General features: G+C 69.0%; 22 protein-coding genes and 2 pseudogenes. 14 read left to right on the forward strand and 10 right to left on the reverse strand.

Going from position 1 to position 21,881, the window contains the following annotated elements:
• Nucleotides 1-40: 40 nt before the first annotated feature.
• Both ACFYXC_RS37195 and ACFYXC_RS37200 read right to left on the reverse strand, forming a co-directional pair.
• Nucleotides 41-853 carry a hypothetical protein gene (locus tag ACFYXC_RS37195; protein ID WP_389557041.1) on the reverse strand — a complete coding sequence of 271 codons (813 nt, stop codon included), beginning with the start codon at nucleotides 851-853 and terminating at the stop codon, nucleotides 41-43.
• A 43-nt stretch (nucleotides 854-896) separates the two neighbouring features.
• Nucleotides 897-1,208 (reverse strand): annotated as a pseudogene (locus ACFYXC_RS37200) (kynureninase); the annotation flags it as partial.
• Nucleotides 1,209-1,468: 260 nt separating this feature from the next.
• Here ACFYXC_RS37200 and ACFYXC_RS37205 point away from each other — a divergent pair.
• Nucleotides 1,469-1,648, forward strand: coding sequence for a CsbD family protein (locus ACFYXC_RS37205; protein WP_389557042.1), 180 nt, complete (start codon nucleotides 1,469-1,471; stop codon nucleotides 1,646-1,648).
• Between the two features lie 67 nt (nucleotides 1,649-1,715).
• Here ACFYXC_RS37205 and ACFYXC_RS37210 read toward each other — a convergent pair whose 3' ends face one another.
• The 5 genes from ACFYXC_RS37210 to ACFYXC_RS37230 all read right to left on the reverse strand — a co-directional run bounded on the left by ACFYXC_RS37210 (nucleotide 1,716) and on the right by ACFYXC_RS37230 (nucleotide 6,431).
• Nucleotides 1,716-2,168, reverse strand: a complete 453-nt coding sequence (locus tag ACFYXC_RS37210; RefSeq protein WP_389557043.1) for a helicase associated domain-containing protein — start codon at nucleotides 2,166-2,168, stop codon at nucleotides 1,716-1,718.
• A 464-nt stretch (nucleotides 2,169-2,632) separates the two neighbouring features.
• Nucleotides 2,633-3,703 (reverse strand): acyltransferase family protein, encoded by a 1,071-nt coding sequence (locus ACFYXC_RS37215; RefSeq protein ID WP_389557044.1) that lies wholly within the window; start codon nucleotides 3,701-3,703, stop codon nucleotides 2,633-2,635.
• A 244-nt stretch (nucleotides 3,704-3,947) separates the two neighbouring features.
• Nucleotides 3,948-4,970, reverse strand: coding sequence for a polyprenyl synthetase family protein (locus tag ACFYXC_RS37220; RefSeq protein ID WP_389557046.1), 1,023 nt, complete (start codon nucleotides 4,968-4,970; stop codon nucleotides 3,948-3,950).
• Nucleotides 4,957-5,844 (reverse strand): terpene synthase family protein, encoded by an 888-nt coding sequence (locus tag ACFYXC_RS37225; RefSeq protein ID WP_389557047.1) that lies wholly within the window; start codon nucleotides 5,842-5,844, stop codon nucleotides 4,957-4,959. The genes ACFYXC_RS37220 and ACFYXC_RS37225 overlap by 14 nt, the downstream gene beginning before the upstream one ends.
• A gap of 437 nt (nucleotides 5,845-6,281) precedes the next feature.
• Nucleotides 6,282-6,431 (reverse strand): hypothetical protein, encoded by a 150-nt coding sequence (locus tag ACFYXC_RS37230; protein ID WP_389557048.1) that lies wholly within the window; start codon nucleotides 6,429-6,431, stop codon nucleotides 6,282-6,284.
• 128 nt (nucleotides 6,432-6,559) lie between these two features.
• On the opposite strand from ACFYXC_RS37230, the gene ACFYXC_RS37235 reads away from it, so the two are divergent.
• A complete protein-coding gene (locus ACFYXC_RS37235) occupies nucleotides 6,560-6,763 on the forward strand; it encodes a hypothetical protein (protein WP_389557049.1) in 204 nt (67 codons plus the stop codon).
• A gap of 243 nt (nucleotides 6,764-7,006) precedes the next feature.
• Here ACFYXC_RS37235 and ACFYXC_RS37240 read toward each other — a convergent pair whose 3' ends face one another.
• A complete protein-coding gene (locus ACFYXC_RS37240) occupies nucleotides 7,007-7,441 on the reverse strand; it encodes a hypothetical protein (protein ID WP_389557051.1) in 435 nt (144 codons plus the stop codon).
• A 164-nt stretch (nucleotides 7,442-7,605) separates the two neighbouring features.
• Between ACFYXC_RS37240 and ACFYXC_RS37245 the strand changes: the two genes are divergently transcribed.
• The gene (locus ACFYXC_RS37245) at nucleotides 7,606-8,169 is read left to right on the forward strand and encodes a hypothetical protein (RefSeq protein ID WP_389557052.1); all 564 of its coding nucleotides are present in this window, start codon (nucleotides 7,606-7,608) and stop codon (nucleotides 8,167-8,169) included.
• Here ACFYXC_RS37245 and ACFYXC_RS37250 read toward each other — a convergent pair.
• Nucleotides 8,138-9,079 carry a phosphotransferase family protein gene (locus tag ACFYXC_RS37250; RefSeq protein ID WP_389557053.1) on the reverse strand — a complete coding sequence of 314 codons (942 nt, stop codon included), beginning with the start codon at nucleotides 9,077-9,079 and terminating at the stop codon, nucleotides 8,138-8,140. The genes ACFYXC_RS37245 and ACFYXC_RS37250 overlap by 32 nt on opposite strands.
• A 247-nt stretch (nucleotides 9,080-9,326) precedes the next feature.
• Between ACFYXC_RS37250 and ACFYXC_RS37255 the strand changes: the two genes are divergently transcribed.
• From ACFYXC_RS37255 to ACFYXC_RS37305, 11 genes and pseudogenes are all read left to right on the forward strand, one after another.
• Nucleotides 9,327-10,373: a S66 peptidase family protein gene (locus tag ACFYXC_RS37255; protein ID WP_389557055.1), complete on the forward strand. Its 1,047-nt coding sequence runs from the start codon at nucleotides 9,327-9,329 to the stop codon at nucleotides 10,371-10,373.
• A gap of 74 nt (nucleotides 10,374-10,447) precedes the next feature.
• Entirely contained in the window at nucleotides 10,448-10,648 is a 201-nt protein-coding gene (locus ACFYXC_RS37260; RefSeq protein ID WP_389557056.1) for a hypothetical protein, read from the forward strand.
• Nucleotides 10,649-10,686: 38 nt separating this feature from the next.
• Nucleotides 10,687-10,890, forward strand: a complete 204-nt coding sequence (locus tag ACFYXC_RS37265; RefSeq protein WP_389557058.1) for a hypothetical protein — start codon at nucleotides 10,687-10,689, stop codon at nucleotides 10,888-10,890.
• A gap of 248 nt (nucleotides 10,891-11,138) precedes the next feature.
• Nucleotides 11,139-12,413, forward strand: coding sequence for a transposase family protein (locus ACFYXC_RS37270; RefSeq protein WP_389557059.1), 1,275 nt, complete (start codon nucleotides 11,139-11,141; stop codon nucleotides 12,411-12,413).
• A gap of 19 nt (nucleotides 12,414-12,432) precedes the next feature.
• Nucleotides 12,433-14,016 carry an ABC transporter substrate-binding protein gene (locus ACFYXC_RS37275; protein ID WP_389557061.1) on the forward strand — a complete coding sequence of 528 codons (1,584 nt, stop codon included), beginning with the start codon at nucleotides 12,433-12,435 and terminating at the stop codon, nucleotides 14,014-14,016.
• A gap of 2 nt (nucleotides 14,017-14,018) precedes the next feature.
• On the forward strand, nucleotides 14,019-14,975 hold the full coding sequence (locus ACFYXC_RS37280; protein ID WP_389557062.1) for an ABC transporter permease: 957 nt from the start codon (nucleotides 14,019-14,021) through the stop codon (nucleotides 14,973-14,975).
• Complete coding sequence (locus ACFYXC_RS37285; protein ID WP_389557064.1) at nucleotides 14,972-15,871, forward strand: ABC transporter permease; 900 nt, start codon at nucleotides 14,972-14,974, stop codon at nucleotides 15,869-15,871. The genes ACFYXC_RS37280 and ACFYXC_RS37285 overlap by 4 nt, the downstream gene beginning before the upstream one ends.
• A complete protein-coding gene (locus tag ACFYXC_RS37290) occupies nucleotides 15,871-17,697 on the forward strand; it encodes a dipeptide ABC transporter ATP-binding protein (RefSeq protein ID WP_389557066.1) in 1,827 nt (608 codons plus the stop codon). The genes ACFYXC_RS37285 and ACFYXC_RS37290 overlap by 1 nt, the downstream gene beginning before the upstream one ends.
• A 191-nt stretch (nucleotides 17,698-17,888) precedes the next feature.
• Nucleotides 17,889-19,901, forward strand: a complete 2,013-nt coding sequence (locus tag ACFYXC_RS37295; protein WP_389557068.1) for a CocE/NonD family hydrolase — start codon at nucleotides 17,889-17,891, stop codon at nucleotides 19,899-19,901.
• Nucleotides 19,868-20,548, forward strand: coding sequence for a TetR/AcrR family transcriptional regulator (locus tag ACFYXC_RS37300; RefSeq protein ID WP_389557070.1), 681 nt, complete (start codon nucleotides 19,868-19,870; stop codon nucleotides 20,546-20,548). The genes ACFYXC_RS37295 and ACFYXC_RS37300 overlap by 34 nt, the downstream gene beginning before the upstream one ends.
• A gap of 3 nt (nucleotides 20,549-20,551) precedes the next feature.
• Nucleotides 20,552-20,755: pseudogene (locus ACFYXC_RS37305) on the forward strand (IS110 family transposase); the annotation flags it as partial.
• Nucleotides 20,756-21,003: 248 nt separating this feature from the next.
• On the opposite strand, the gene ACFYXC_RS37310 reads toward ACFYXC_RS37305, so the two are convergent.
• Complete coding sequence (locus ACFYXC_RS37310) at nucleotides 21,004-21,783, reverse strand: NAD(P)H-dependent oxidoreductase (protein ID WP_389557072.1); 780 nt, start codon at nucleotides 21,781-21,783, stop codon at nucleotides 21,004-21,006.
• Nucleotides 21,784-21,881: the final 98 nt, after the last annotated feature.

Raw genomic sequence — 21,881 nt, forward strand, 5'->3', positions numbered from 1 at the left:
TCCGGTTGTCATCCCTATCTGCACGGTGTCGGTCGGCGGATCAGGCTTGCGCCGGAAATCGGTCCAGGAGGCGCCGAAGATGCCTCTTACGGTTCCCCTCCGGTAGGTCACTCAAGTATGTGCGGAGTCGGTGAACCGTTCCGACGGAGATCTGCTCCGGCCCCATGACGCCGACGATGTTCTCCAGCGAACGGATCCCGCGGCTGACGTTGTAGGCGAAGTCGTCCTTGAGGACAGCATCGAGCAGAGCGTCCAGGTAGCGGGGATCGGGATCGAGGAAAAGCCGCGTGTAGGCCGCCAGCCGCAGTCCGCCGTTGTCTGATTCCAGCCATGAGGTCAGTGGGGGATCGGAGATGCGCGTCGTTTCCCGGACCAGTTGGTTGAATACCTGCTGCATCAGATGAGTTCGCTCCGACCCTGCGGGGAGGGACTGACGCAGGTTCAGGTAGTGGGCCGCCAGGCGCTGCACGGCCTCTCCCGGATCGGTCCTCAGCTCTCCCGAAGTGTGTTCCTGCGCTGCGGTCAGGGCGACCTGAGAGGTGTCCGCGGCTCCCTCCACCGCTCGTTCCAGGCGGGCGGCGGTCGCTTCGGCCTCCTCCACTCGGGCGGATAGCTGCCGAAACTGCACGCTTGCGCCCCCGGGCAGGCTGATGCTGTCGAAGATCCCGCCCAGCCACGGAATCGCCCCGATCGCCAGTAAGGTCACTGTGGCCGCATCCAACTCAATGTGCGGCCACGCCAGATGTACGACTGTGGCCAGCAGCGCAATTCCCGTGATCGCAGTGGCTGTATACCGGCGTCGACGGACCTCGTGATGGATCGCAGTACCTGACTCTGGTGCTCCCTCAGACATAGGCCCAGCATTCCAGAACCACCCGGTGGTGGACCCGGACAGAGAGCGAAACATGCACGAAGACGGGCGGGGTGCCGATGCGGGCGCGGGCGATGCTCGGGGGCGGGGTGTACTCCCGGGCCAGGGCGAAGGGGTCGGCGTGGCCGGTCCAGCCGGGCAACGGCGTTCTCAGGTCCGTGTGGTGCCGGTGTGCCACGTACAGGAAGGCGGGGGCGCCGGGGCCGCCGGAGAGGAACTTGTAGCCGCAGCCGACGGCCAGGTCCACGCCGAGGGACAGGGCTCCGGCCGCGTGGCACAGGTCCCACAGCGTGAGGGTGCCGGCCTCCTGGGCGGAGTGAGTCAGCGCCCGCATGTCCTACAGCTCCCGTGGTCAGCTACTCGCCCTTCGACTTCCGTACCGGCGAGGAGTCCACGCTCACCATCGACCAGTCGATACGGCCACGGCGCCTTTCGTGCGGGGAGCACCTGAGCACTCCGCGGATAAAGAGAGCGTCAAGATTGTCGCTGTGTTTTCGCGGCCGTGTAGCTCCGGGTGAACGATCCACTGGTTTGGCGGCGACATTCACGGTCAGGTGGTGAAGGAACCTATTTCGACTGAGACAGGGTGTGAGGGTTGTGGCTGCGGACGAGAAGACTCAGGCCAAGGGTGAGCAGGTCAAGGGCAAGGTCAAGAAGGTCGTTGGCGGCGCGGCCGGCAACGAGTCCCTGAAGGCCGAGGGGCGGACCGAAGAGTCGAAGGGCGACCTGCGCGGGGCCAAGGAGAAGGTCAAGGACGCCGTCAAGCCCAAGGAATAGCCGCACCCCCAGTGTTCCCGGCAGTCCGACAGGCTGCCGGGAACACTGCTGTCCGCTGTACCAACGCCTACCAGCGCATGCCGAGGCCATCGAGCGCTGCCCGCCGTTCCGGGCTGAGCGTGGCGGCCCTGCGTCGGCTGTTGTCGATGAAAGCCCCGAGTTTCACGGCCTCCTGCATGCCCTCCCCGCCGCCGTCCATGGTGATCATTTCGACGTGCTTGCGGGGAACGCTGAGGTGTCCGTCGCGGGCGTGGAACTGGCGGGCGACGGCGAGGTTGATGTTCCATCGCTCATCCTGGGAGCGCCGTACCGGCGCGAACGCCTCGCCCTCCGCGGGCGCCTCGATTGCCGAGCGCCTCCAGCAGGTACTGCTGCGCAGGCACCAGCCGATCCCACCCCACCCGCTGCGCGGTGATCCAGGCGCCGAGGTCCTCAGCCTGGACGACCAGCTCGCCCGCCGGGACCGGGAGGGCGCCGCCAGTCTTCGTGGGCGAGGGTCAGCCGATAACAGGGCTGCCACACACCCGCGCCGTCAGCCCATGGCGCACATCCTGCTGTTCCTGTTGCCACGCGGCCTGGCGGGCCAGGGCATCGGTCCTGCGGTCCTCGCGCTCGCGCCCAGGTACTGCCCTGCACGTCCTGCTCGAGACGGTAGAGCTCCCAGCCCTCCTTGTTCATCAGGGCGGCCACGCGGTGCCATTCGCCATGGCGGGCTCCCCACTGTTCGGCGAGGTCTTGGGGGTCGCTCTCGTACGGGCCATGGGTGACGGGGGAGTGCAGCTGCCGCGCTCGGTCTCCCGCTCCCGCCGCCCGGCTTCCGCGGCGCGTTCACCGGGTGGGGGTGCACCGCCCTGCAACGGCGCTGCCGCAGACCCTGCGGGCGGCGCTGCTGTCCGTGATGGGCCGCGCCGTCTGATCTGAGTGCCTTCCCGAGGGCCGGTCTGTGCTGGCCCGGCTTCGCGGCCTCGCGGGCTTCGGCCGGTTCTACTGCCCCTGGGCAGCTCCTGTGGTTCGGCAGCAGGGGTACTCGACGAAGCGGTAGACGGCGGCCGATACGAGCAAGGTCGCGACCAGAGCCAAGCCGATCGGCACCACGTACCAGCCCTCGCTCCATACGTGAAACAAGACCGCCAGGATCGTGAAGTGCACCAGATAGAAGGCGTACGACCACTTCCCGAGCCGGATGAGGGCGGGCCTGCGCAGCGGGCTGCTCAGCCCCTGCGCGTCCCGGGCGGCCACGAAACGAATGATGAGCGCGAGCGGGACCAGCGGCAGCGCCGAGACGGAGTACGGAGCGGGCAGGAGAAGGCAGAGGCCGATCGCGGCCGCCAGTGCGAGAACGGCGGCCGCGACGCGTGGCTGTTTGGGCGGGTAGTGGTCGTGGAGCCGGGCGAGGATCATGCCCAGCACGAAGTCAGGGAGTCTGCTGGGCGGGAAAACGTAGGCGTAGGAGATGGGCGGGCGCAGGATTTCGTGGAGCCCCACGTCCATGGCGTGCCCGCGTGCTCCGCACATCCAGGCAATGGTCGCGGGGATCCAGGCGGCGAGCGCGGTTGCCAGGGCGGCAAGCGGGAGCCTTCGTCGGCTGATCGTGTTGATCAGCGGCAGCAGTGCCGGGAAGAGCAGGTAGAAGAAGGCTTCGCAGGAAAGTGACCAGGCGACACCGTTGCCGGCGGCGAGCCTGCTGGGCGAGGGCACGAACGTATGGACGAGCATGAGATTGAGCAGGTCCTGCCACGCTGTCACCCCCGCTTCCTGGAGCGGGCGGGCCACTCCCAGGCCGACGACGGACACGGCAACGATCCACGCGATCGTATGGCCGGGCAGGATTTTCGCGGTCCGTCGGCGCCAGAACTTGCCGGCGCTGTCTTCCCGGCGGGATGAGTAGGTGAGCACGAATCCGCTGAGAATGAAGAAGAGCGTGACCCCCAGCGGGCCACCCGGATTGAGCACGCGGAGTCCGGGCCACCCGCCCGCGTGCTGCCATAGGAGTCCTGCGTGGCAGCAGAAGACGGCCAGGGCGGCAAGGAAACGCAGCCCGGTCAGGGAGGGCAACCTGGCTCTGCCATGCCCTGGATGGACGCGGTGCGTGTCTTCACCGATGCGGGAAGCGGGTGCGGGGACCAAACTGCCCGCCGTGGCGGGCGGAGGCAGGGCATTCATCATTCTTCGCTCTCGGGCAGGGAACTGCGTTGATGGCACGCAGGGGTTTCGTAGGCGGGGGCCGGAGCGGGCAGGAGACGAACCGGCGTGCGGTCAGGTGGAGGCACAGTGCATCCCGCCGGACCCGGTGCCCCAGCTAACGGGACCGGGCGGCCATGTGGTGTGCCATGGAACGGAGTTCCTCCCGCGCGACCGCGGGAAGATCGCAGCAGTGCAGTGCCTCGAGTGCGAGGTCGAGGTGCTGTTGTGCGATGGCCTCGGCGGTGGTGCGCCCTCCGAGCCGCCCGATGAGCACGGTCGCCTGCCGTGTCTGCGCCTCGGTCAACGGGAGGCCGGTGTCGAGGAGCGCGCGCAGCTGTCCGGCTTCGGCAGCGGCGGTGTGGAGCGCCGCCACGACCGGAAGGGTCTTCTTGCGGGCGGCGAGGTCACTGCCGACGGGCTTGCCGGTGCGGCGGCTGTCCCCCCAGATGCCGAGGATGTCATCGGCGATCTGGAAGGCTACTCCCGCATGGCGGCCGAACCGCTCCAGCGCCTCGGCCACGACCGGCGGAGCACCGGCGAGGGTGGCTGCCAGCTCGCAGGCAGCGCCGGTCAGGGCTCCGGTCTTGCCTTCTGCCATCTCCAGGTATGCATCCACCGTGACCTGCTGATCGTCTTCGAAGGCAAGGTCGTTGCCCTGGCCGCGGACGAGCGCGCTCATCATCCGCACGCACATGCCCATGCTCGCCGCGCTGCCGCTGTCGGCCAGCACACCGAGCGCGAGCGTCAACAGCGCGTCGCCGGCCAGCAACGCCGCCGGAACGCCGTAGACGACCCAGGCCGCAGCGCGGCCACGCCGGGTGCGGTCGCCGTCCATGATGTCGTCGTGCAGCAGGGAGAATCCGTGCAGCAGTTCGACGGACACGGCCGCTGCGACCGCCCGCTCCGGGGTGGGTCCGCACCGGCCGGCAGCCAGAGCCAGGCGAGGCCGTAGTGCTTTGCCGCGGTGCCAGGGGGCCCGGGGGCCGGGGGCAAATCCCAGGTGATATCGCGCCACAGCGCGGATACGGGGCGGGAGCTGGTCGACTGCGTCCAGGATCGCGGCGTCGACCGCGGCCAGGTCGCTGTGCAGACTGGCCGCGGATGCGTAGGGGACGGTGGCGAGGTCAGGCAGGGGCATGGGAACTCTCAAAACGATCCGTCGCGACGTTGTGCCACGTCATCAGGCCGTGTGCCCAGGCGCGCACAGCCTCGCCGTAGGTCTCCGCGCCGGGAACAGTCCGGACCAGGCGGTCGGCTGCACAGTGGAGTTCCGCCAAACGGGCGGAGATACGCAGGCGCACCTCCCCTTCGGCCCGGGGCAGCGGCATGAGCTCGTGGTGGGCCAGCAGCAGCACGAGGTTGTGGGGGTCGCCCTGGGCACGCTCCTTGGGCCAGGAGACGAGGTCGTTGTGCCAGGCGGTGCAGTCGGCTGCCAGGCGCCGCAGCGCCACCACATCCTCGTGCTCTGCCTGATCCGGTGTCAGCGGTGTGCGCGTCGCGTACTCCACCAGATCGAGGTTGACCAGGCTTGCGCTGCTGTGCGGCCGGTTCGCCTGATAGGAGGCGAGCGAGGGCCAGCAGGCATCGGCTCGGTTGACCGCCTCCCAGCCGAACGCCTCAAGACTCAGCAGGCAGTGCCGCAGAAATCGCCGGACCCAGTCCGGCCCTATCCGCGGGCCCAGCCGCGCCAGCAGATCGTCGAACGCAGCGACGAACCCCGTGGGCCGGCACGCTGGTTGTGCAGCCGCGGCCGGGCAGGCCGACCGGCCGAGCGACAGCAGATGATCCGCGTACGCCCCGAGATGCTGATCCGCCCGTCCACCGGGACCGTCCAGAGCATCGTCGACGAGCAGTGACAGGGAGCACCACTTGGTCAACACGAGCAGTTCGTCGGCCCCGGCCGTCGTCCAGCAGCGGTACGCGTAGGAGGCAGACAGCCTGCCCACCTCCCCGCAGGCACGGGAGTCCGCCAGCCGGTGAGCCTTGAGCCACCGGGTGCACTCGGTGGCCACGGCGTTGAGGAAAGGCCGTTGCCTGTACTCGTCTGCGACGGAGTATGCCGGACCCGCCGGCCCATGCTCAGGCATCGGTTACCGGCAGTCGGACCGCACCCGGAAGCGCGGTCACCGGCGCGTCGCAGGCGCCGACGACGAGCTGCGAACCAGCGTGACACATCATCCAGAGCTTTCCAGGAACAAGGCAGACGGGAACTTGTCGAACCGTCGCAAGACAATCACCAACGCTGTGCACCTACACGTCTACCGGGACCGGAGCACTCGAACGGGGCAACACAGGCAGCCACGTGGAGCAATACGCGGACAACATGAGGAGCCTCCGCCGACTCGCGCGCAAGACGACGGAGCGCCCGACGTGTTTGTGCATTTCTCCGCGATCAACAGCTCCGGTCTCCGCGAACTCCATGTGCTTGCGGGCTGGGCACGGGTGCCCTTCACGCGCGGGGAACTTGCGGGCGCGAGGTCGACCGCCGTACAGGCGCGGGCGTCTCGTCCTCCGCGGGCGGTTCGATGCCGAGCGCCTCCAGCAGGTACTGCTGCGCAGGCATCAGCTTCTCCCACCCCGCCTGCTGGGCGGTGATCAAGGCCCCTAGGTCCTCGCTCTGCACGACCAGCTCGCCCGCTGTGGGAACTTCCGGACTGCTTTCGCCACCCCTCAAGGGCGAAGGGGGTTGCCGAGGTAACCGGCCAGCGGAAAGATCGTTAGCGGCGTATGAGTAACCCGAAGCGAGTCATTGCCACACTCGTGCTGACTGCCGCATCACTGTCCGCTGGTGGGGCCGCTCACGCGGACACGCCAGGTAACAGGCTGCCGAAGCACGCCGATGCGTTCAGTGCCAAGAGCAAGGACGAACCCGAGATCATCAGCATCATCAAGACCACTATCGAGTTCAACAAGAGCACCTTCGAGATTTGAAACGGTGAAGCCGTGTAGCCCCAGGTCCCCGCAGTCCTTGCTGCGGGCGGCACATGAGCTGAACGTTGCCGTCCGGATCCTCACCTGGGGCGATCACACCCTTTACCCGACCCGTGTGTCGCTCACACGGGGAGCAGTTGCCATTGCCGGTCGCGGTGGCTGTTCTTTGCTCCGTGCTGCTTGATCACTGTGCGGGCGTTGGTGTCGACTTGCAGGAGCAGGCCGCTGTTGTGGTTCGCGATCTCATAGACCCGTGGGGTGTCGGTCAGTGTGCCCAGCGGGATCAGCCGCCAGTGAGTGCTGGTCGTTTCTGGGGACGGCGAGCATCTGGTGGACCTCCGCCCCGTCCTTGGTGGACTCACGCGCTACCGCCATCCGCAGTGTGCTGCGGGCGTTGGCCCAGGAGACCACCGTGCCCGACTCGGGCAGCCCGGCCATCGGCGCCGCCGAGACCTTGCGCAGACGGTGGTTGTTGTGGTCGGCGATGTAGAGGGCGCCGACGCAGTCCACGGCGAGCCCGTACGGGTGCTTCAGCTGAGCCGAAGTGGCCGGGCCGTCGTCACTGCCGAAGTCCTCGGCGCCCGTAGCGGCGACCGTGCTGATCTTGCCGTCCGCCGAGACCTTCCAGTCCCGGTGGCCGTTGTACTCGGAAATGTAGAGGTCGCCTGCGCTGTCCACCACCACCCCCGTTGGGGTGGTACAGCTGGGCGGCGCTTGCAGGGCCGCCGTCACCGCTGGAGTTCGCGCCGCCTGTGCCGGTGACGCGGGCGGGGCGCAGGTTACGGGGGTGGCTACGGTGCTGCCCAGGGCACCGGAGTTGACTGCTGATCAGGTCACTGCGGGTGGTCGCCGCACTGGAAGCGGCATGGGCCGGTGGCGAGCACGCGGTGGCCGCTGTGGTGCGCGGCGGGCGCGGCGAACAGCCGCTGGCGGTGCTGGTCGCCCAGTACGGCGGAAGCCGGCTGCAGGGCATCATGCTGGACGTCACCGGCATGGCAGACCTGGAGGGTGACGAGCAGCAGGAGGCGCTGAACCAGCTACGGCAGGGCTTGATCTCGCACATGACCACGACGGCGCTGAGCATGATGTCCGCCTGGGCTCTGAGTGCCGGAGAGGATGTCCGGGTGACCGGTGACCTCGTCCGCAGCGTCCTGGAAGCCCTGTTGTCCTTCATCACGGACGGTGACGACCTGCGGGAAGTGCGGGTCCTGTTGGATCACTTGAGGGCAGACGCACTCGGAGGAACGGACCCAACACTCCCGGTGTTGCGACGATTTGTTGAATCCGCTGGTGTCCCGGTGGGGCGGCCGTCGGCAAGGTGCCGCTTCCTCGGCGAGGTGCCGGTGGTCCAGAACCTGTATTCAGTACCTGAGATCATGCCGTCATCCGCCGGATGTCGTCGGTGATGCCCTCCAGCGGCGCCGCGTTGCCGATGGAGGCGAACCAGTCCCACAGCTCCAGAGCGTGGTAGAGGCGGTAGAGGCCGACCCGCTCGCTCCAGTCAGCGGGCAGGGTGCCGTAGCCGTCGCAGAGGGCTTCGCGCTTGTCCTGGTCGTCGTGAACGGAGTAGTAGTCGATCTTGGCCACGTCCATGAGCGGATCTGCGGCGATCGCGTTCTCCACGTCGATGAAGCCGCTGACCTGCCATCCGCCGCCGTCCTCGGCGACCAGGACGTTGCCCTCGTGGAAGTCGTTGTGGCACAGCACCGCATGCCGGCACGCGCCGAGCAGCCCAGCCTGCCGAGCGGCCTTCGCTTCGATGGCCGTCGCGAGCGTCGCATCGCCCCCGTGATCGGCGTACTCCCTGAGCTTTTCGTGGAACTGCCGTGTCATGTAGGCGGTGTTTGTCGGTTGGGGATCCAGAACCCGAGTGGTGAGGTATCCGTAGGCACCTTGAGGGATGTGGTGGACTGCAGCCATGCAGCCCCCGATCTGACGGTAGATCTCCCGCAGCGATGCTCTGTCGAGGGCGTGGCTGACGGCGGACAACGGCTGGCCTCTGAGCATCGTCATCACCGTGTAGCAGCGCCCAAGCGCGTTGTCGGCGTCTCCATGGTGCAGCATGGCAGGCACAGGCCCGGCACCGTGTTGCTGAAGCAGTTGGTAGACGTAGATCTCCTTCTCCTGTTTCCAGCGCCATTGATCGTCATAGATCTTGACTACGACCGGCTCGGCCGCCCCGACGAAGCGGATCTCGAAGATCGTGCTCAGCTCCCCGCCAGTACGCGGAACGATCTCCCCGACGGACGCGGCAGGAAGGATGGGACGCAGGAGTTCCTCGGCCATCGCCAGCGGCAGCGTTGTTGTAGCGGACACGCTACAACCGTAGATGTGCCCGGGCGGACGTCGCGAGCGAAATATGGGCGATGCGGAGAGCGCCGGCGGAGAACGCCTGGCATGCCTTCTTCAGCAGTTGGTTCTCAGTCGCCGACCACCTCACTCACGGCGGCACGGGCGGCCGCGTCGGGGGGTGACTTCGGCCCCTGTTCGAAGTCGATGAACGGAGAATTCCCGTCTGGAATGAAGATGATCAGCAGTCGATCAGACCTCTAGCCTGACGGTCATGACCTCACCTGCATATCCTCCAAAGCCTGTGCCAGGTGACCGCATAGCGATCATCTCCCCTTCGTCCGGATTGCCCGAGCTCTTCCCCCTTCCGTACAAGCTGGGGCTCAAGCGGCTGCGTGAGGATTTCGGCCTCGAACCAGTGGAGTACCCGTCCACTCGCAAAGTGGGATCCACGCCCAAGGAACGCGCCGACGACATCCACGCCGCGTTCACCGACCCCTCGGTCAGGGCGGTGATGGCCAGCATCGGTGGCGACGACCAGATCACCGTGCTTCCTTTGCTGGACCGCGAGCTGATCCGTGCTGACCCCAAGCCCTTCTTCGGGACGAGCGACAACACTAACCTGCTGGTCTTCCTGCACAACCTGGGCATCGTTGCCTACCACGGCGCCTGCCTGATGACCGAGCTCGGCCGCCCCTACGCACTCCACCCCATGACCGCTGACTCGGTACGCGCGGCCTTGTTCACCTCGGGCCCGTACGAACTCCGCCCCGCCACGCGCTACCGCGACACCGACCGCGACTGGGCCGACCCGGCCACCTTCGACAGAGAGCCGGACTCGCAGCCCGCCGACGGCTGGATCTGGCACCAGCCCGACCAGCTCGTCGAAGGCCGTGCCTGGGGCGGCAATCTGGAAATCCTGTCATGGCTGCTGATGGCCGACCGCGAGATCGCACGCGACCCAGCCGTCTACGAGGGCGGCGTGCTGTTCTTGGAGACGTCGGAGGAGATGCCGAGCGGGGAGGAGGTCTTCCGGATCTTGCGCAACATGGGAGAACGGGGCCTGTTGGCGCGCTTCCCGGCCCTGTTGATGGGCCGCGCCAAAGCGTGGTCCTTCCAGCAGCCGAACAGAGCGGAAGAGAAACTACGCTATACCGCTGAGCAGCGCGAAGCGGTGCTGCGCACGCTGGCGACGTACGCCCCGCACACCATGGCGGTGTTCGACGTCGACTTCGGGCATACCGATCCCCAACTGGTCATCCCTTACGGCGGAACGGTCAGCGTGAACGGCTCCGCGCGGCGGATCACGGTGACGTACTGACGGCGCTGGAGATCCTCTCCTCATGACAAAGGACCAGAAACAGCCGCCAAGAGGCGCACAGTACGATCCGGTGTATGGACCCCGAGCTACTGAAATGGATCACCGCGCGGTGCGCGGAACTGGACGAACTCGAGGAACAGCTGGCCAAGGAGCTGGCGGACGTACGGGCCGAGCGCGACGAACTCGCGGTCGCCGAACGGGTCCCTGAGCGCGTGAGCGAGCAGTTCGCCGACGAGCGTGCCTCGGCCGTGCCGGCGCGGGCAGGCGGGCCGTGATGCTGATCCCGGACCGCGCGCCAGACGTGGAGAGGGCCATGTTTCCGCCGGACTACCAGCGCATGCGCGCCGCTGTGCGGCAGGCCGCCGGACCGGTCATGGCCCGTCAGGTCGGCGAGATGCTGGGCGTGGACATCAGCGTGCGGGGCAAGCTGGAGCCGTTGCGCGGGAGGCTGGCCAGGCTGGTCGACCGCGGCTGGCTGCGGAAACTGCCCGACGGCAGGTTCACCACCCGCCTGTGATGCGGGCGTAACCACGGCGTCTCGGGCGGCCGTTGGAATCGTGTGACGAAAACCAATGAACACGCCGAGGACACCTACCCGTTTGTCTACCGGTGCCGTCTGTCACTGTCCATGCGGACCGTCAACCACCTCGCCGGTCTGCTGCGTCGCCAGTTGAAGGCACTACGGTCCAGGTGGCGGATCCTGTCGCCCGGGAAGATCGCGGTGATCGTCTTGGCCGTGCTGCGTCACGACCAACGCCTGCCGACATGGCTGGCGGCAACGACATCTCCGAGTCCTCCGTCCGCCGCTGGCGCGACGAACCGATCACCCCGCTCGCCGCCCAGGCCCCGCGCCTGGACCGCGCCCTGAAGAAGATCACCAAGCAGGGAGGGGAGGTCGTCCTGATCGACGGCACCCTCATCCCCACCCAGCACCGTACCGGGCAGGCCAACCGGCGCAACTACCCCGGCAAACACCACCATGACGGTCTGCGCTTTCTCGCCCTGACCGACGAACGCGGCCGCCTGATCTGGATATCCGCCGCCCGGCCCGGTCGCACCCACGACAACACCGCCGCCCGCCACGACCACATCCTGGCCCGCCTACGCGCCGTCGGCCTTGGAGCACTGGCGGGCTCCGGCTTCCGCGGCTTGGATAACGACGTACGCGGCCCCGTGATCGTCACCGGTTTCCATGCCAGCCGCACCCACAACCTCACCCCCGCACAGAAGAACGCCAACCGGGCCCTTGCCGTCGGGCGCGCGCCGGTCGAGCACGGCTGTGCCCATCTCAAGTACTGGCGGATCCTCACCAAGTCCCGCACCGACCCCGCTCGCGCAACGCGTCTCCTGCGCGCCCTGTTCGTCCTGACGAACCTCGAAGTCCACCGCTTGACGGACGATCTGCACCGCGGACTGCCGCCCGCGACCAGCTTGAGCGCCCCCGAAGGTCAGTCACGCCAGCCCTTTGACCTGCCTCTTCAGGTTGGCGGAAGCTCAGTGCTCGGCGCCCTCGCCGCCGTCACCGGCCCACAGCCCCAAGATCTTCTGGCGGCCCTCGGTGGTCACGCCTTCTCATGCGTGCGTGGTGTTCAGAGCTGCACGCAGATTCCGTGCCGATCCGGTCTGGGTAGCGATGGTCACGGCGCGTGCGGATTGGTGGGCTGCGGTGTCACGGTCTGCGCGGGCCGCGTACGTGCGGGCGCTCGCTGTCAGTACTTCTGCCGAGCCGCGGACCCTGGTGGACGGCCAGGCGGTGCGGGCTTCGTCGAGAGCCGACTGGTCCATGCTCAGAGGGCTCGGGTCAGGGAGTGGCGATTACGGGGGCAGGCGCTCTCCCTCCATCTCGTGATCATCTGCATCCGCCGCTCCACGATCACCTGTCCCCGCCGGGGTCCGGTTTCCTCCGGCTGTCTCCGGCCACGTAACGGCTCGGTTTCCGACGTAAATTTCCGCGTTCCGATGGTTGGCGTTCCACCGTCGACTGGTTATCGTTCACGCACTTCATTCAATCGTTCCGCTGAACGAATAGCGGACGCGTAGCGAGAGGGACGGTCGGCCCATGCCCGACATCCATCACCCCGGGCGGCGCTCCGTCCTTGCCGCGGCAGGCGCGGGCAGCGCGTCGCTCGGTGCGTCCTGGCTGCTCACTGGCTGTACGGGCGCCTCGGCCGTCCCCGCCCTACCCAAGGGCGCGAAGCAGGGCACCCCCGATCGCGGCGGAACACTCCGCATCGCCAGGCCGCCCGCCTCCGAGGCCGAGACCCTGGACCCGGCGAGCGCCCTGTCCGCGTACGAATACCTCGGCGCCCTCTACAACCGGCTGGTCCGCATCGGCCCGGGCGGCGATCTCGCACCCGACCTCGCCGAGTCCTGGGAACCGGACGCCAAGGCCCGCACCTGGACCTTCCGTCTCCGCAAGGGCGTCAGCTTCCACGACGGCCACGAACTCACCTCTGCCGACGCCGCATACACCCTGCGCCACATCCTCGACAAGGCGACGGCGTCCCCGCAGGCCGCCGTCCTGGCCCCGCTGATCGACCCGGCGAAGCTGCGCACTCCCGACGCCCACACCCTCGTCGTACCGCTGAAGACCCCCAATGCGGAGTTCCCGAGCCTGCTCACGCACTACAACTGCTACGTCATCCCCGAGGGCAGCGCGCGGGGCATCGGCCGCACCGGCATCGGTACGGGTCCCTTCAAGCTGGAGTCCTTCGCACCCGCAGGGCCCGGCCGGATCACCGCGTTCAGGAACCACTGGGCGGGCCGCCCGGTCCTGGACGCCATCGACTTCTACTCCGTCGCCGACATGTCGGCCCGCTCGAACGCCCTGCTCGCGGGCCAGGTCGATCTCCTCTCGCAGACCAACCTGGACTTCGCGACCGCCCGGGTCGTCGCCGCCTCCGACCGCGCGACGATCGCCCGCGTCGAGAACGCCCAGTGGTACGTGCTGCCGATGCTCACCACGGAGAAGCCCTTCACCGACGTACGCGTCCGGCAGGCAATGAAACTGGCCTACGACCCCGAGTACGTGGTGAGGGTCGCCCTCCAGGGCGCGGGCACGCCCGGCTGGGACAACCCTGTGCCGCCGAGCGACCCCGCCCACCTCGCCACCCACCCCGAGCACGACCCGGAACAGGCCCGGCACCTGCTGAAGAAGGCGGGCCACGACGGCCTGGCGGTCGAGCTCTACACCTCCTCCTACGACCCGGTCTTCACGCCCATGGCCCTCGCCTACCAGGACTCGGCCAAGCGGGCCGGCATCCGGGTCCGGGTGAAGACAGCCTCGGCAGACTCGTACTACACGCAGATCTGGATGAAGAAGCCGCTCATGGCCACCTACTGGTACACCGGCAGACCCGTCGACCAGCTCTTCACGCAGGTCTTCCGCGGCGGCTCCTCCTACAACGAGACCGCCTGGTCGGACAAGGCGTTCGACGCGCTGCTCGACCGGGCGCGGCAGGAGACCGACGACGAGCGGCGGCGCGAACTCTACGGCGAGGCACAGACCTTCGTCGTCGAGAAGGGCGGGGCGATGACCCCCATGTTCGCCGACCGGCTCGTCGGCATCTCGCGGAAGGTACGCGGATACGCCGAGCACGGCTTCGAGTTCGACTACCTCGGCATCGGCCTGAAGGGAGCCTGACCATGCTCTCGTTCATCGCCCGCCGCGTCCTCGCCGCCCTCGGGACCCTCGTCCTCTCCTCGGTCCTGGTCTTCCTCGCCGTCCAGGCCCTGCCCGGCGACGTCGCCACCCAGGTCCTCGGCAAGGACGCCACCCCGGACGCGGTCGCCGCTCTCCGCGAGAAACTGAAACTCGACCAGCCCGCCTGGGAGCGGTACGCCGACTGGATCGGCGGCGCGCTGCACGGCGATTTCGGGTCCTCCCTCGTGTCCGGCAAGACGGTGGGCGGCGAAGTCGGCATGTACCTCGGCAACTCCGCGCTCATCGCGCTGGTGACCGTCGTGTTCGCCGTCACCGGCTCGATCGTTCTCGGCATCCTCGCCGGCCTGTACCGCGACCGCTGGCCGGACCACCTCATCTCCACGGTCAGCCTGGTCGGGATGAGCGTCCCCGAGTTCGTCGTCGCCACCGTGCTCGTACTCTGCTTCTCGGTCGCCCTGCCCTGGTTCCCCGCGGTCGTCCTGTACGGCCCCGAGGCGAGCGCCGGCCAGCTCATGCCCGCCGTGTGGTTGCCCGCCCTCGCCCTCGCGATCGTCATGGCCGCTTACATCGTCCGGATGGCCCGCACCTCGGTCATCGACGTCATGGCGAGCGAATACGTCACCACGGCTCGACTCAAGGGCCTGTCGAGCTGGCGGGTCGTCATCTGGCACGCACTACCGAGTGCCCTGCTGCCGACCCTGCACGTCATCGCCCTGAACGTCGCCTGGCTCGCGGGCGGGGTCGCCGTCGTCGAGAACGTCTTCAACTACCCCGGCATCGGAAAGCTGATGCTCGCCTCCGTCCAGAACCGGGACCTGCCCGTCATCCAGGCCATCGCCCTGATCAGCGCGGTCGTGTACGTCGTCTGCAACCTGGCCGCCGACCTCGGTGCCATGGCCCTCAACCCCAAGCTCCGTACGCGCGGGAGGACCCGATGACCACTCTCGACGCCCCGGCGTCCACACCCGCGGCCCCCGCCGCACCACCGTCCGCCGTGGTCCGCGCATGGCGCACCGTGCGCTCCTCACGGGCGGCGGCCAGCGGCCTCGCGATCGTGGCCGTCCACGTCCTGATCGCGCTGCTCGCCCCGGTCCTCACCTCGTACGACCCGATCGCCAACAACGCCGACCAGGCGCTGCTCGGACCCAGTGGAAGCCACTGGGCGGGCACGGACCAATACGGCCGTGATGTCCTGGCCCGCGTTCTGTACGGCGGCCGGTACGCCATCGGCGTCTCCGTCGCCGCGACCCTCGTCACCATCCTGATCGGCACGGTCGTCGGGTGCGCCGCCGCGCTGCGGGGCGGCTGGTTCGACGACGTCCTGGGCCGGGTGCTCGACGCGGTGCTCTCCATCCCGTCGGTGCTCGCCCTGCTGGTCGTCGTCACCGCGCTGGGCACGGGCCCGTCGGTCATCGTCCTCGCCATCGCGGTCGTGTACGTGCCCCAGGTCGTACGGGTGGTCCGGGGCGCGGCTCTGGCGGTCGCGCCCGCCGACTACGTGACCGCGGCGCGGGCCAGGGGTGAGGGCACCTGGGCGATCCTGCGCCGCGAGATCCTGCCCAACATCACCGACGTGGTGTGTGTCGAGTTCGCCATGCGGGCCTCCTGGGTCGTCCTGCTGATCTCGTCGCTGTCCTTCCTCGGCTTCGGCGCCGATCCGCCGACGCCCGACTGGGGCCTGATGGTGGCCGAGAACCGCACCGCCATCACCGTCGTCCCGATGGCGAGCCTCGCACCGATCACCGCCCTGGCCACACTCGTGGTGGGGCTCAACCTCGCGGCCGACGGCCTCTCCAAGGCATGGGGCGTCGACCGGATCAGGGAGGGGTCCTGATGACAGCCGACGTGACCGTGAACCCGCTCGTGTCAGGGGACCCGCTGGTGTCCGTGCACGCGTTGTCCGTGGCCTACCGCTCGGGGGACGCCGACGTGTCCGTGGTGCGCGAGGTGTCCCTGGAGGTGCTGCCCGGGCAGACAATGGCGCTGGTCGGCGAGTCGGGAAGCGGCAAGTCGACCGTCGCCGCGACACTGCTGGGGCACCTGCGGCACGGCTCGCGGGTGACGAGCGGCTCGGTACGGGTCGCCGGGTCCGACGTGTTCGCACTGTCCGCAAAGGAGTTGAGGCGGCTGCGGGGCGGCACGGTCGCCATGGTCGCGCAGAACGCCGGGCAGGCACTGACCCCCTCCATACGCGTGGGACGCCAGATCGCGGAGGCCGGCGGTGACGTCCCTGTCGTGGACCTCCTCGAACAGGTCCGGCTGCCCAGCCCCGCCGAACTCGCCCGCCGTTACCCGCACGAACTCTCCGGCGGCCAGCAGCAGCGCGTCGCCATCGCCATGGCCATCGCGGCCCGCCCCAAGGTCCTCGTCCTCGACGAACCGACGACCGGGCTCGACGTCGTCACCCAGCGCGGCGTCCTCGACCTGATCGGCGCGCTGCGCGATGAACTCGGCCTGTCCGCCGTGCTGGTGAGCCACGACCTCGGCGTGGTCGCGCACATGGCCGACGAGGTGACCGTACTGCGGTCCGGCCGGGTCGTGGAGGCGGCGCCCACCGGCCGGCTCTTCGCGGCGCCCCAGGACCCGTACACCAAGCGCCTGCTGGCGAGTGTGCCGCGGCTCGACGATGAAGGGCTCGCACGGGTGGGTGAGGCGGGGGAGCGGGAGGTGCGGCCGAGGGCCGTGATCCCCGACGGGGCTCCGGTCGCCGTCACCGCGCGGGACGTCACCATCGACTACGGGACCAGCCGTGCGGTGGACGGTGTCTCCTTCGACGTCCGGCGGGGCGAGGTCCTCGCACTCGTCGGGGAGTCGGGCAGTGGCAAGTCGACGCTCGCTTGGGCACTGGCGGGACTGCGTACGCCGTCCGGCGGGACGATGAGGCATGGGCCGGGCCACGGATCAGGTGGTGCGCCCGGCCATGAGCCCCGCCGCGATCCCGGCCACGAGCCGGGTGACGGGCCGGACGACCTCGCCCAGCCCGCCGGGAAGCGGCCGTTGGCGCTGCGGCGCCGCGTCCAGCTCGTCTTCCAAAACGCCGACACCTCCCTCAACCCGCGCCGGTCCGTCGGCGACGCGGTGCGCCGGCCGCTGCGCTTCTTCGGCACGACCGGTACCCGTGCCGAGACCGCCGCACGGGCCCGGCGGCTGATCTCCGACGTACGCCTCGATCCCGCCCTCGCCGAGCGGCTGCCCGCGCAGCTCTCCGGCGGACAGCGGCAGCGGATCGGAATCGCGCGAGCCCTTGCCGGTGAGCCGGACGTACTGATCGCGGACGAGATCACGACGGCGCTGGACGTCTCGGTCCAGGCCGACGTCCTGCGTCTCCTCGACGACCTGCGGCGGGAGCGAGAGCTGGCCTGCCTGTTCATCAGCCACGACCTGGCCGTGGTGCGGGGGATAGCCGACCGGGTGGCCGTGCTGTGGCGGGGTGTGATAGTCGAGGAGGGGCCGACGGACGCGGTCTTCTCCGATCCCGGGCACCCGTACACGCGGCAGCTGATGGCTGCCGTGCTGGAGCCCGATCCCGAGGCGCGGTTCGTCGCCGGGCCGGTGCCGGTGTGGGTGGACGCGGCGGAGGCGGGTGACCTGTGGGCCAGCCGTGACGGGGATGCAACCGGCGGGGGGCATCGTGTGCGGCGGTGGCGAGCGGTGGGGTGAGCCGGGGGCCGCCCCTTCCCGTCCCGTTCCCGGAGGCTGCCCCCAGACCCCTCTGTCGCGCTGGCGTGCTCGTCCTCAAACGCTGGACGGACTGAAAGATCAAGCGGCAACGGGCGGAGACTTCAGCCCTTCCGGCGTTTGAGGAGCAGGGATCCGAGGGCGGAGCCCTCGAGCAACAAGGAGCCAAGAAGTTGAAATATCGTGAGCACTTCGACCGGCAGGTCATGATCGAGCACGCCTGGATCCCCACGCGGGACGGCCACACCCACCTGCACGCCCGCATCTGGCGCCCGACGGACGCCACTGCCCCCGTCCCCGCCCTCCTCGAATATCTCCCCTACCGCAAGACCGACTGGACAGCCCCGCGGGACGCTCAACGCCACCCCTGGTACGCCGGTCACGGCTACGCCTCCGTCCGCGTCGACATCCGCGGCCATGGTGACAGCGAAGGCACCCCCGGCGACGAGTACGACGCCCAGGAACTCGCGGACGGCGTAGACGTCGTCAACTGGCTGGCCGAACAGGCATGGTGCACCGGCAGGGTGGGCATGTTCGGCATCTCCTGGGGCGGCTTCAACGCCCTCCAGATCGCCGCCCTCGCCCCCGAACCGCTGAAGGCGATCGTCACCGTCTGCTCCACGGACGACCGCTACGACAACGACGTGCACTACATGGGCGGCGCCGTCCTCGGCGTGGACATGCTCGCCTGGGCGGGCACGATGCTGGCGTTCGCCTCCCGCCCGCCGGACCCGACGAGCGTGGGACGGGACCGGTGGCTGCCGATGTGGCGCAAGCGACTCGAGAGTCTCGAACCTCTCCTGCACACCTGGCTGGACCACCAGCAGCGCGACGACTACTGGCGGCACGGCAGCGTCTGCGAGGACTACGCGGCGATCGACGCGGCGGTCCTCGCCGTCGGCGGCTGGAACGACCCCTATCGGGACACCGTGCTGCGGCTCGTGGAACACCTGCCCGCCGACCGCGTACGCGGGCTCGTCGGACCCTGGTCGCACCAGTACCCGGACCGGGGCCTGCCGCCCGGACCGGCCATCGGTTTCCTCCAGGAGACCCTGCGCTGGTGGGACCAGCACCTCAAGGACGAGGACACTGACGTCATGCGCGAGCCGCTGCTGCGCGCCTGGCTCAACGACCCGGTCCCGCCGGCCACTTCGTACGACGTGATGCCGGGACGATGGGTCGGCGAGCCCGACTGGCCCTCTCCCGGCATCGGTTGGGAGGCGCGGCCCCTGGGGCAGGGCACCATCCCCGTCCTCGTACGGTCACCGCAGCACACCGGTCTCGACGCCGGCCGGTTCTTCCCGTTCGGCAACGCGAGTGATCTGCCGCCCGACCAGCGGGAGGAGGACGGGCGTTCAGTCTGCTTCGACTCCGACCCGTTGGAGGGAAGGGTGGAGATTCTCGGCCGCCCTCGGGTCCGGCTCCGCCTCGACAGCGCCACACCCCGCGCCCATGTCATCGCCCGGATCTGCGACGTCGCCCCCGACGGCTCGTCCACCCTCGTCACCCGCGGCGTCCTCAACCTGCTCAGCAGGCACGGACGAGACCGGGCCGTGGAGTGGACCCCGGGGACGTACGAGACGGTGGAGTTCGAGCTCAACGGCGTCGGGTACGCTTTTCCGCCGGGCCACCGTGTCAGGGTCGCCGTCTCCGACTCGTACTGGCCCTGGGTGTGGCCGCACGGCGAACGCGGCGAACTGACCGTGCTGCCCGCCGAGAGCGCCGTACTCCTGCCCGTGCGGGACCCCGCGTCCGACGAGGGCCGCGCGCCCATCCGTTTCGAGGAGCCCGAGCAGGCCGTGCCGCTGGCCATCGAGCACGAGCGGGCCGTCGCTCCGGCACCGGAGCGGTTGGTGACGTATGACGTGGCCAAGGGGGAATGGACTCTGGAGGTCGATCCGAACTACGGCGGCTCACGGGTCTACCCCGACGGGCTGCGCTACGAGGAGAGCGCGCGGGAGACGTATCGGATCCGCTCCGACGACCCCCTGTCCGCGCAGGCGGTCTCCGAGTGGGTGATCCGGCTGCGGCGCGGTGAGGACTGGGACGCTGAGATCATCACGCGTACAGAGCTGCGGGCCACAGCCACGGAGTTCATCATGGACAGCCGGATGGAAGCACGGGCGGACGGAGAGACAGTGGTCAAGCGCGCATGGCACCGCACCACCCCGAGGACGTCCGCGTGAAGGCCGCGAAGACGCCCCGTCGTGCGGTCGCCGCGGCCGACCGCACGCGCCAGCCCACCGAGGTGCGCCGCCGGCTCATCGTGGAGGCAGCCGTCCCGCTCATCGCCGAGCGCGGGTACGCCTCCGTGGGCGTGCGGGACGTCGCCGCCGCGGCCGGGGTGTCGGTCGGCACGATCACCTACCACTTCGGCAGCGTCCAGGAGATCCTTTCCGAGGCAATGGTGCTCAACATCGAGCGCTACTACGCGGCGCTGAACGGCGCCGCCGAGGAGGCGTCCGGCGGCGCCGAAGCGCTGCGGCTGCTGATCGACGCGCTGTTCACGGAGGACACCGACCGGCACTGGCGTATGTGGTTCGACTACTGGAGCGTCGGCGACCGCGACCAGGACCCCGAACATGCCTTCGCCGGCGGCCAGGCCAAGCGGTACGAGGACTGGCACGGGCAGATCCGCTCGCTGGTCGAACGGGGCGTCGCCGACGGCGAGTTCGTCTGCGCCGATCCGGACGGGTTCGCCGTCCGCTTCGCCGCCCTCTCGGACGGACTGGCCCTGCAGCGGCTGCGGCAGGCACCTCCGCTGAGCACGGAGGACGCGCGTCGGCACATGTACCGGCTGGTGGAGACTGAGCTGGGGACCGGCGGAGGCTGAGTCCAGGCCGACCGCGCGCTGCACACGATCGTGCCGGTCCGCCTGCGGCACGACCCGCGCACCCGCGAGTACGTCGCACGGCGCACCCTCGAAGGGCTCAAGACGAAGGACATCTTCCGATGCCTCAAGCGCTTCGTCGCGCGCGAGGTCTACCACCACCTCACCAGCGCATTCGCCGGCACATCCGCGCCGTCTCCTACGGCTTGACGAGCTGTAGAAGCTGCAGCGTCAGGCACTGGAGGCGCAGGGGTGCACCGCCCCGAAGGAGGGCAGCGCAGGTCGATTGCAGTGACGGACGTGGCTGCCTGTCAGGCGTGGCGTGAGGCCGGCTTCGATGCAGCTGCGGAGCGGGGGTGGCCCATGGTCGAGAACAGGTAACTGGCCGCCCCTGTCACCACGGCTCTCGGACTGCTCTCGGGTTCGCGCCTCAGCTCGTCCTGTTCCATCGCTGGCGGTCAGCCGCGCACGTGCAGGCCGAAACCCGTGCGGCCCGCCGGTTCCAGTCCTTCCTTCAGGTGCAGCGAGGGGATCTCGTAGTCCCCGGAATTCTGCCGCCGGAACGCGATCGGCTCGGTCGACTCCAGGGTCAGCAGACGCTGCTCCCATGCCTTGGCGATGTCCGGGTACTCCTCGGTGGTCGTCCGGTCGGCGCCGTACAGCACGAACGGCGGCAGCACCTCGATGCCCGGGTAGTAGAGGATGCCGTGGTGGATCGGGAACAGCAGATCGTCGATGGGCCCGCCGATCCCGCGAGCGGCGTAGTGCGGCTCCAGGCCGCCGACGGTCACCGACAACACGGCCTTCCGGCCCGCGAGGGTGCCCTCACCGAAGCGCTCGCCGTACTTCGTGTCGCTGTGCTCGCCGACACCGTACGCGAAGTGGAAGCTGAACACCCGGTCCACCCAGCCCTTGAGGATCGCGGGCATCGTGTACCACCACAGCGGGAACTGGAAGATGATCGTGTCGGCCCACAGCAGCTTCTCCTGCTCGGCGCGGACGTCCGGCGTGAGCGTCCCGGCGTCGAAGGCCCGGCCCGATTCCCGGGCGACCTTCAGCGGGCTCGATGCGTCGGGGCCGAAGTCCGCGGCGTCCACGACCGCCTTCCAGTTCATCGCGTACAGATCGCTCACCCGCACCTCGTGCCCGGCGCTCTCCAGCGTGGACACCGCGAGGTCCTTCAGCGAGCCGTTGAGCGACTTCGGCTCCGGGTGGGCGTAGACGATCAGCGTCTTCATGGGAACTCCTTCACATCGGATGCCTCCGATCCTGGACGCCCCGCCGTCCGGCATTCAGGGGCTCCTCATCCGTCGGACGGGACTTCCTGGTAACGGCA

The sequence above is a fragment of the Streptomyces sp. NPDC002701 genome (assembly GCF_042889045.1).
In the GTDB taxonomy this organism is placed as follows: domain Bacteria; phylum Actinomycetota; class Actinomycetes; order Streptomycetales; family Streptomycetaceae; genus Streptomyces.

What these genes read in the sequence shown, in the direction of transcription:
- ACFYXC_RS37275 (WP_389557061.1), top strand. Translation starts at nt 12,433, where the DNA reads ATGCCCGACATCCATCACCCCGGGCGGCGCTCCGTCCTTGCCGCGGCA.
- ACFYXC_RS37255 (WP_389557055.1), top strand. Translation starts at nt 9,327, where the DNA reads ATGACCTCACCTGCATATCCTCCAAAGCCTGTGCCAGGTGACCGCATA.
- ACFYXC_RS37290 (WP_389557066.1), top strand. Translation starts at nt 15,871, where the DNA reads ATGACAGCCGACGTGACCGTGAACCCGCTCGTGTCAGGGGACCCGCTG.
- ACFYXC_RS37270 (WP_389557059.1), top strand. Translation starts at nt 11,139, where the DNA reads ATGGCTGGCGGCAACGACATCTCCGAGTCCTCCGTCCGCCGCTGGCGC.
- ACFYXC_RS37195 (WP_389557041.1), bottom strand. Translation starts at nt 853, where the DNA reads ATGTCTGAGGGAGCACCAGAGTCAGGTACTGCGATCCATCACGAGGTC.
- ACFYXC_RS37220 (WP_389557046.1), bottom strand. Translation starts at nt 4,970, where the DNA reads ATGCCCCTGCCTGACCTCGCCACCGTCCCCTACGCATCCGCGGCCAGT.
- ACFYXC_RS37260 (WP_389557056.1), top strand. Translation starts at nt 10,448, where the DNA reads ATGGACCCCGAGCTACTGAAATGGATCACCGCGCGGTGCGCGGAACTG.
- ACFYXC_RS37265 (WP_389557058.1), top strand. Translation starts at nt 10,687, where the DNA reads ATGTTTCCGCCGGACTACCAGCGCATGCGCGCCGCTGTGCGGCAGGCC.
- ACFYXC_RS37310 (WP_389557072.1), bottom strand. Translation starts at nt 21,783, where the DNA reads ATGAAGACGCTGATCGTCTACGCCCACCCGGAGCCGAAGTCGCTCAAC.
- ACFYXC_RS37235 (WP_389557049.1), top strand. Translation starts at nt 6,560, where the DNA reads ATGAGTAACCCGAAGCGAGTCATTGCCACACTCGTGCTGACTGCCGCA.
- ACFYXC_RS37280 (WP_389557062.1), top strand. Translation starts at nt 14,019, where the DNA reads ATGCTCTCGTTCATCGCCCGCCGCGTCCTCGCCGCCCTCGGGACCCTC.
- ACFYXC_RS37300 (WP_389557070.1), top strand. Translation starts at nt 19,868, where the DNA reads ATGGCACCGCACCACCCCGAGGACGTCCGCGTGAAGGCCGCGAAGACG.
- ACFYXC_RS37285 (WP_389557064.1), top strand. Translation starts at nt 14,972, where the DNA reads ATGACCACTCTCGACGCCCCGGCGTCCACACCCGCGGCCCCCGCCGCA.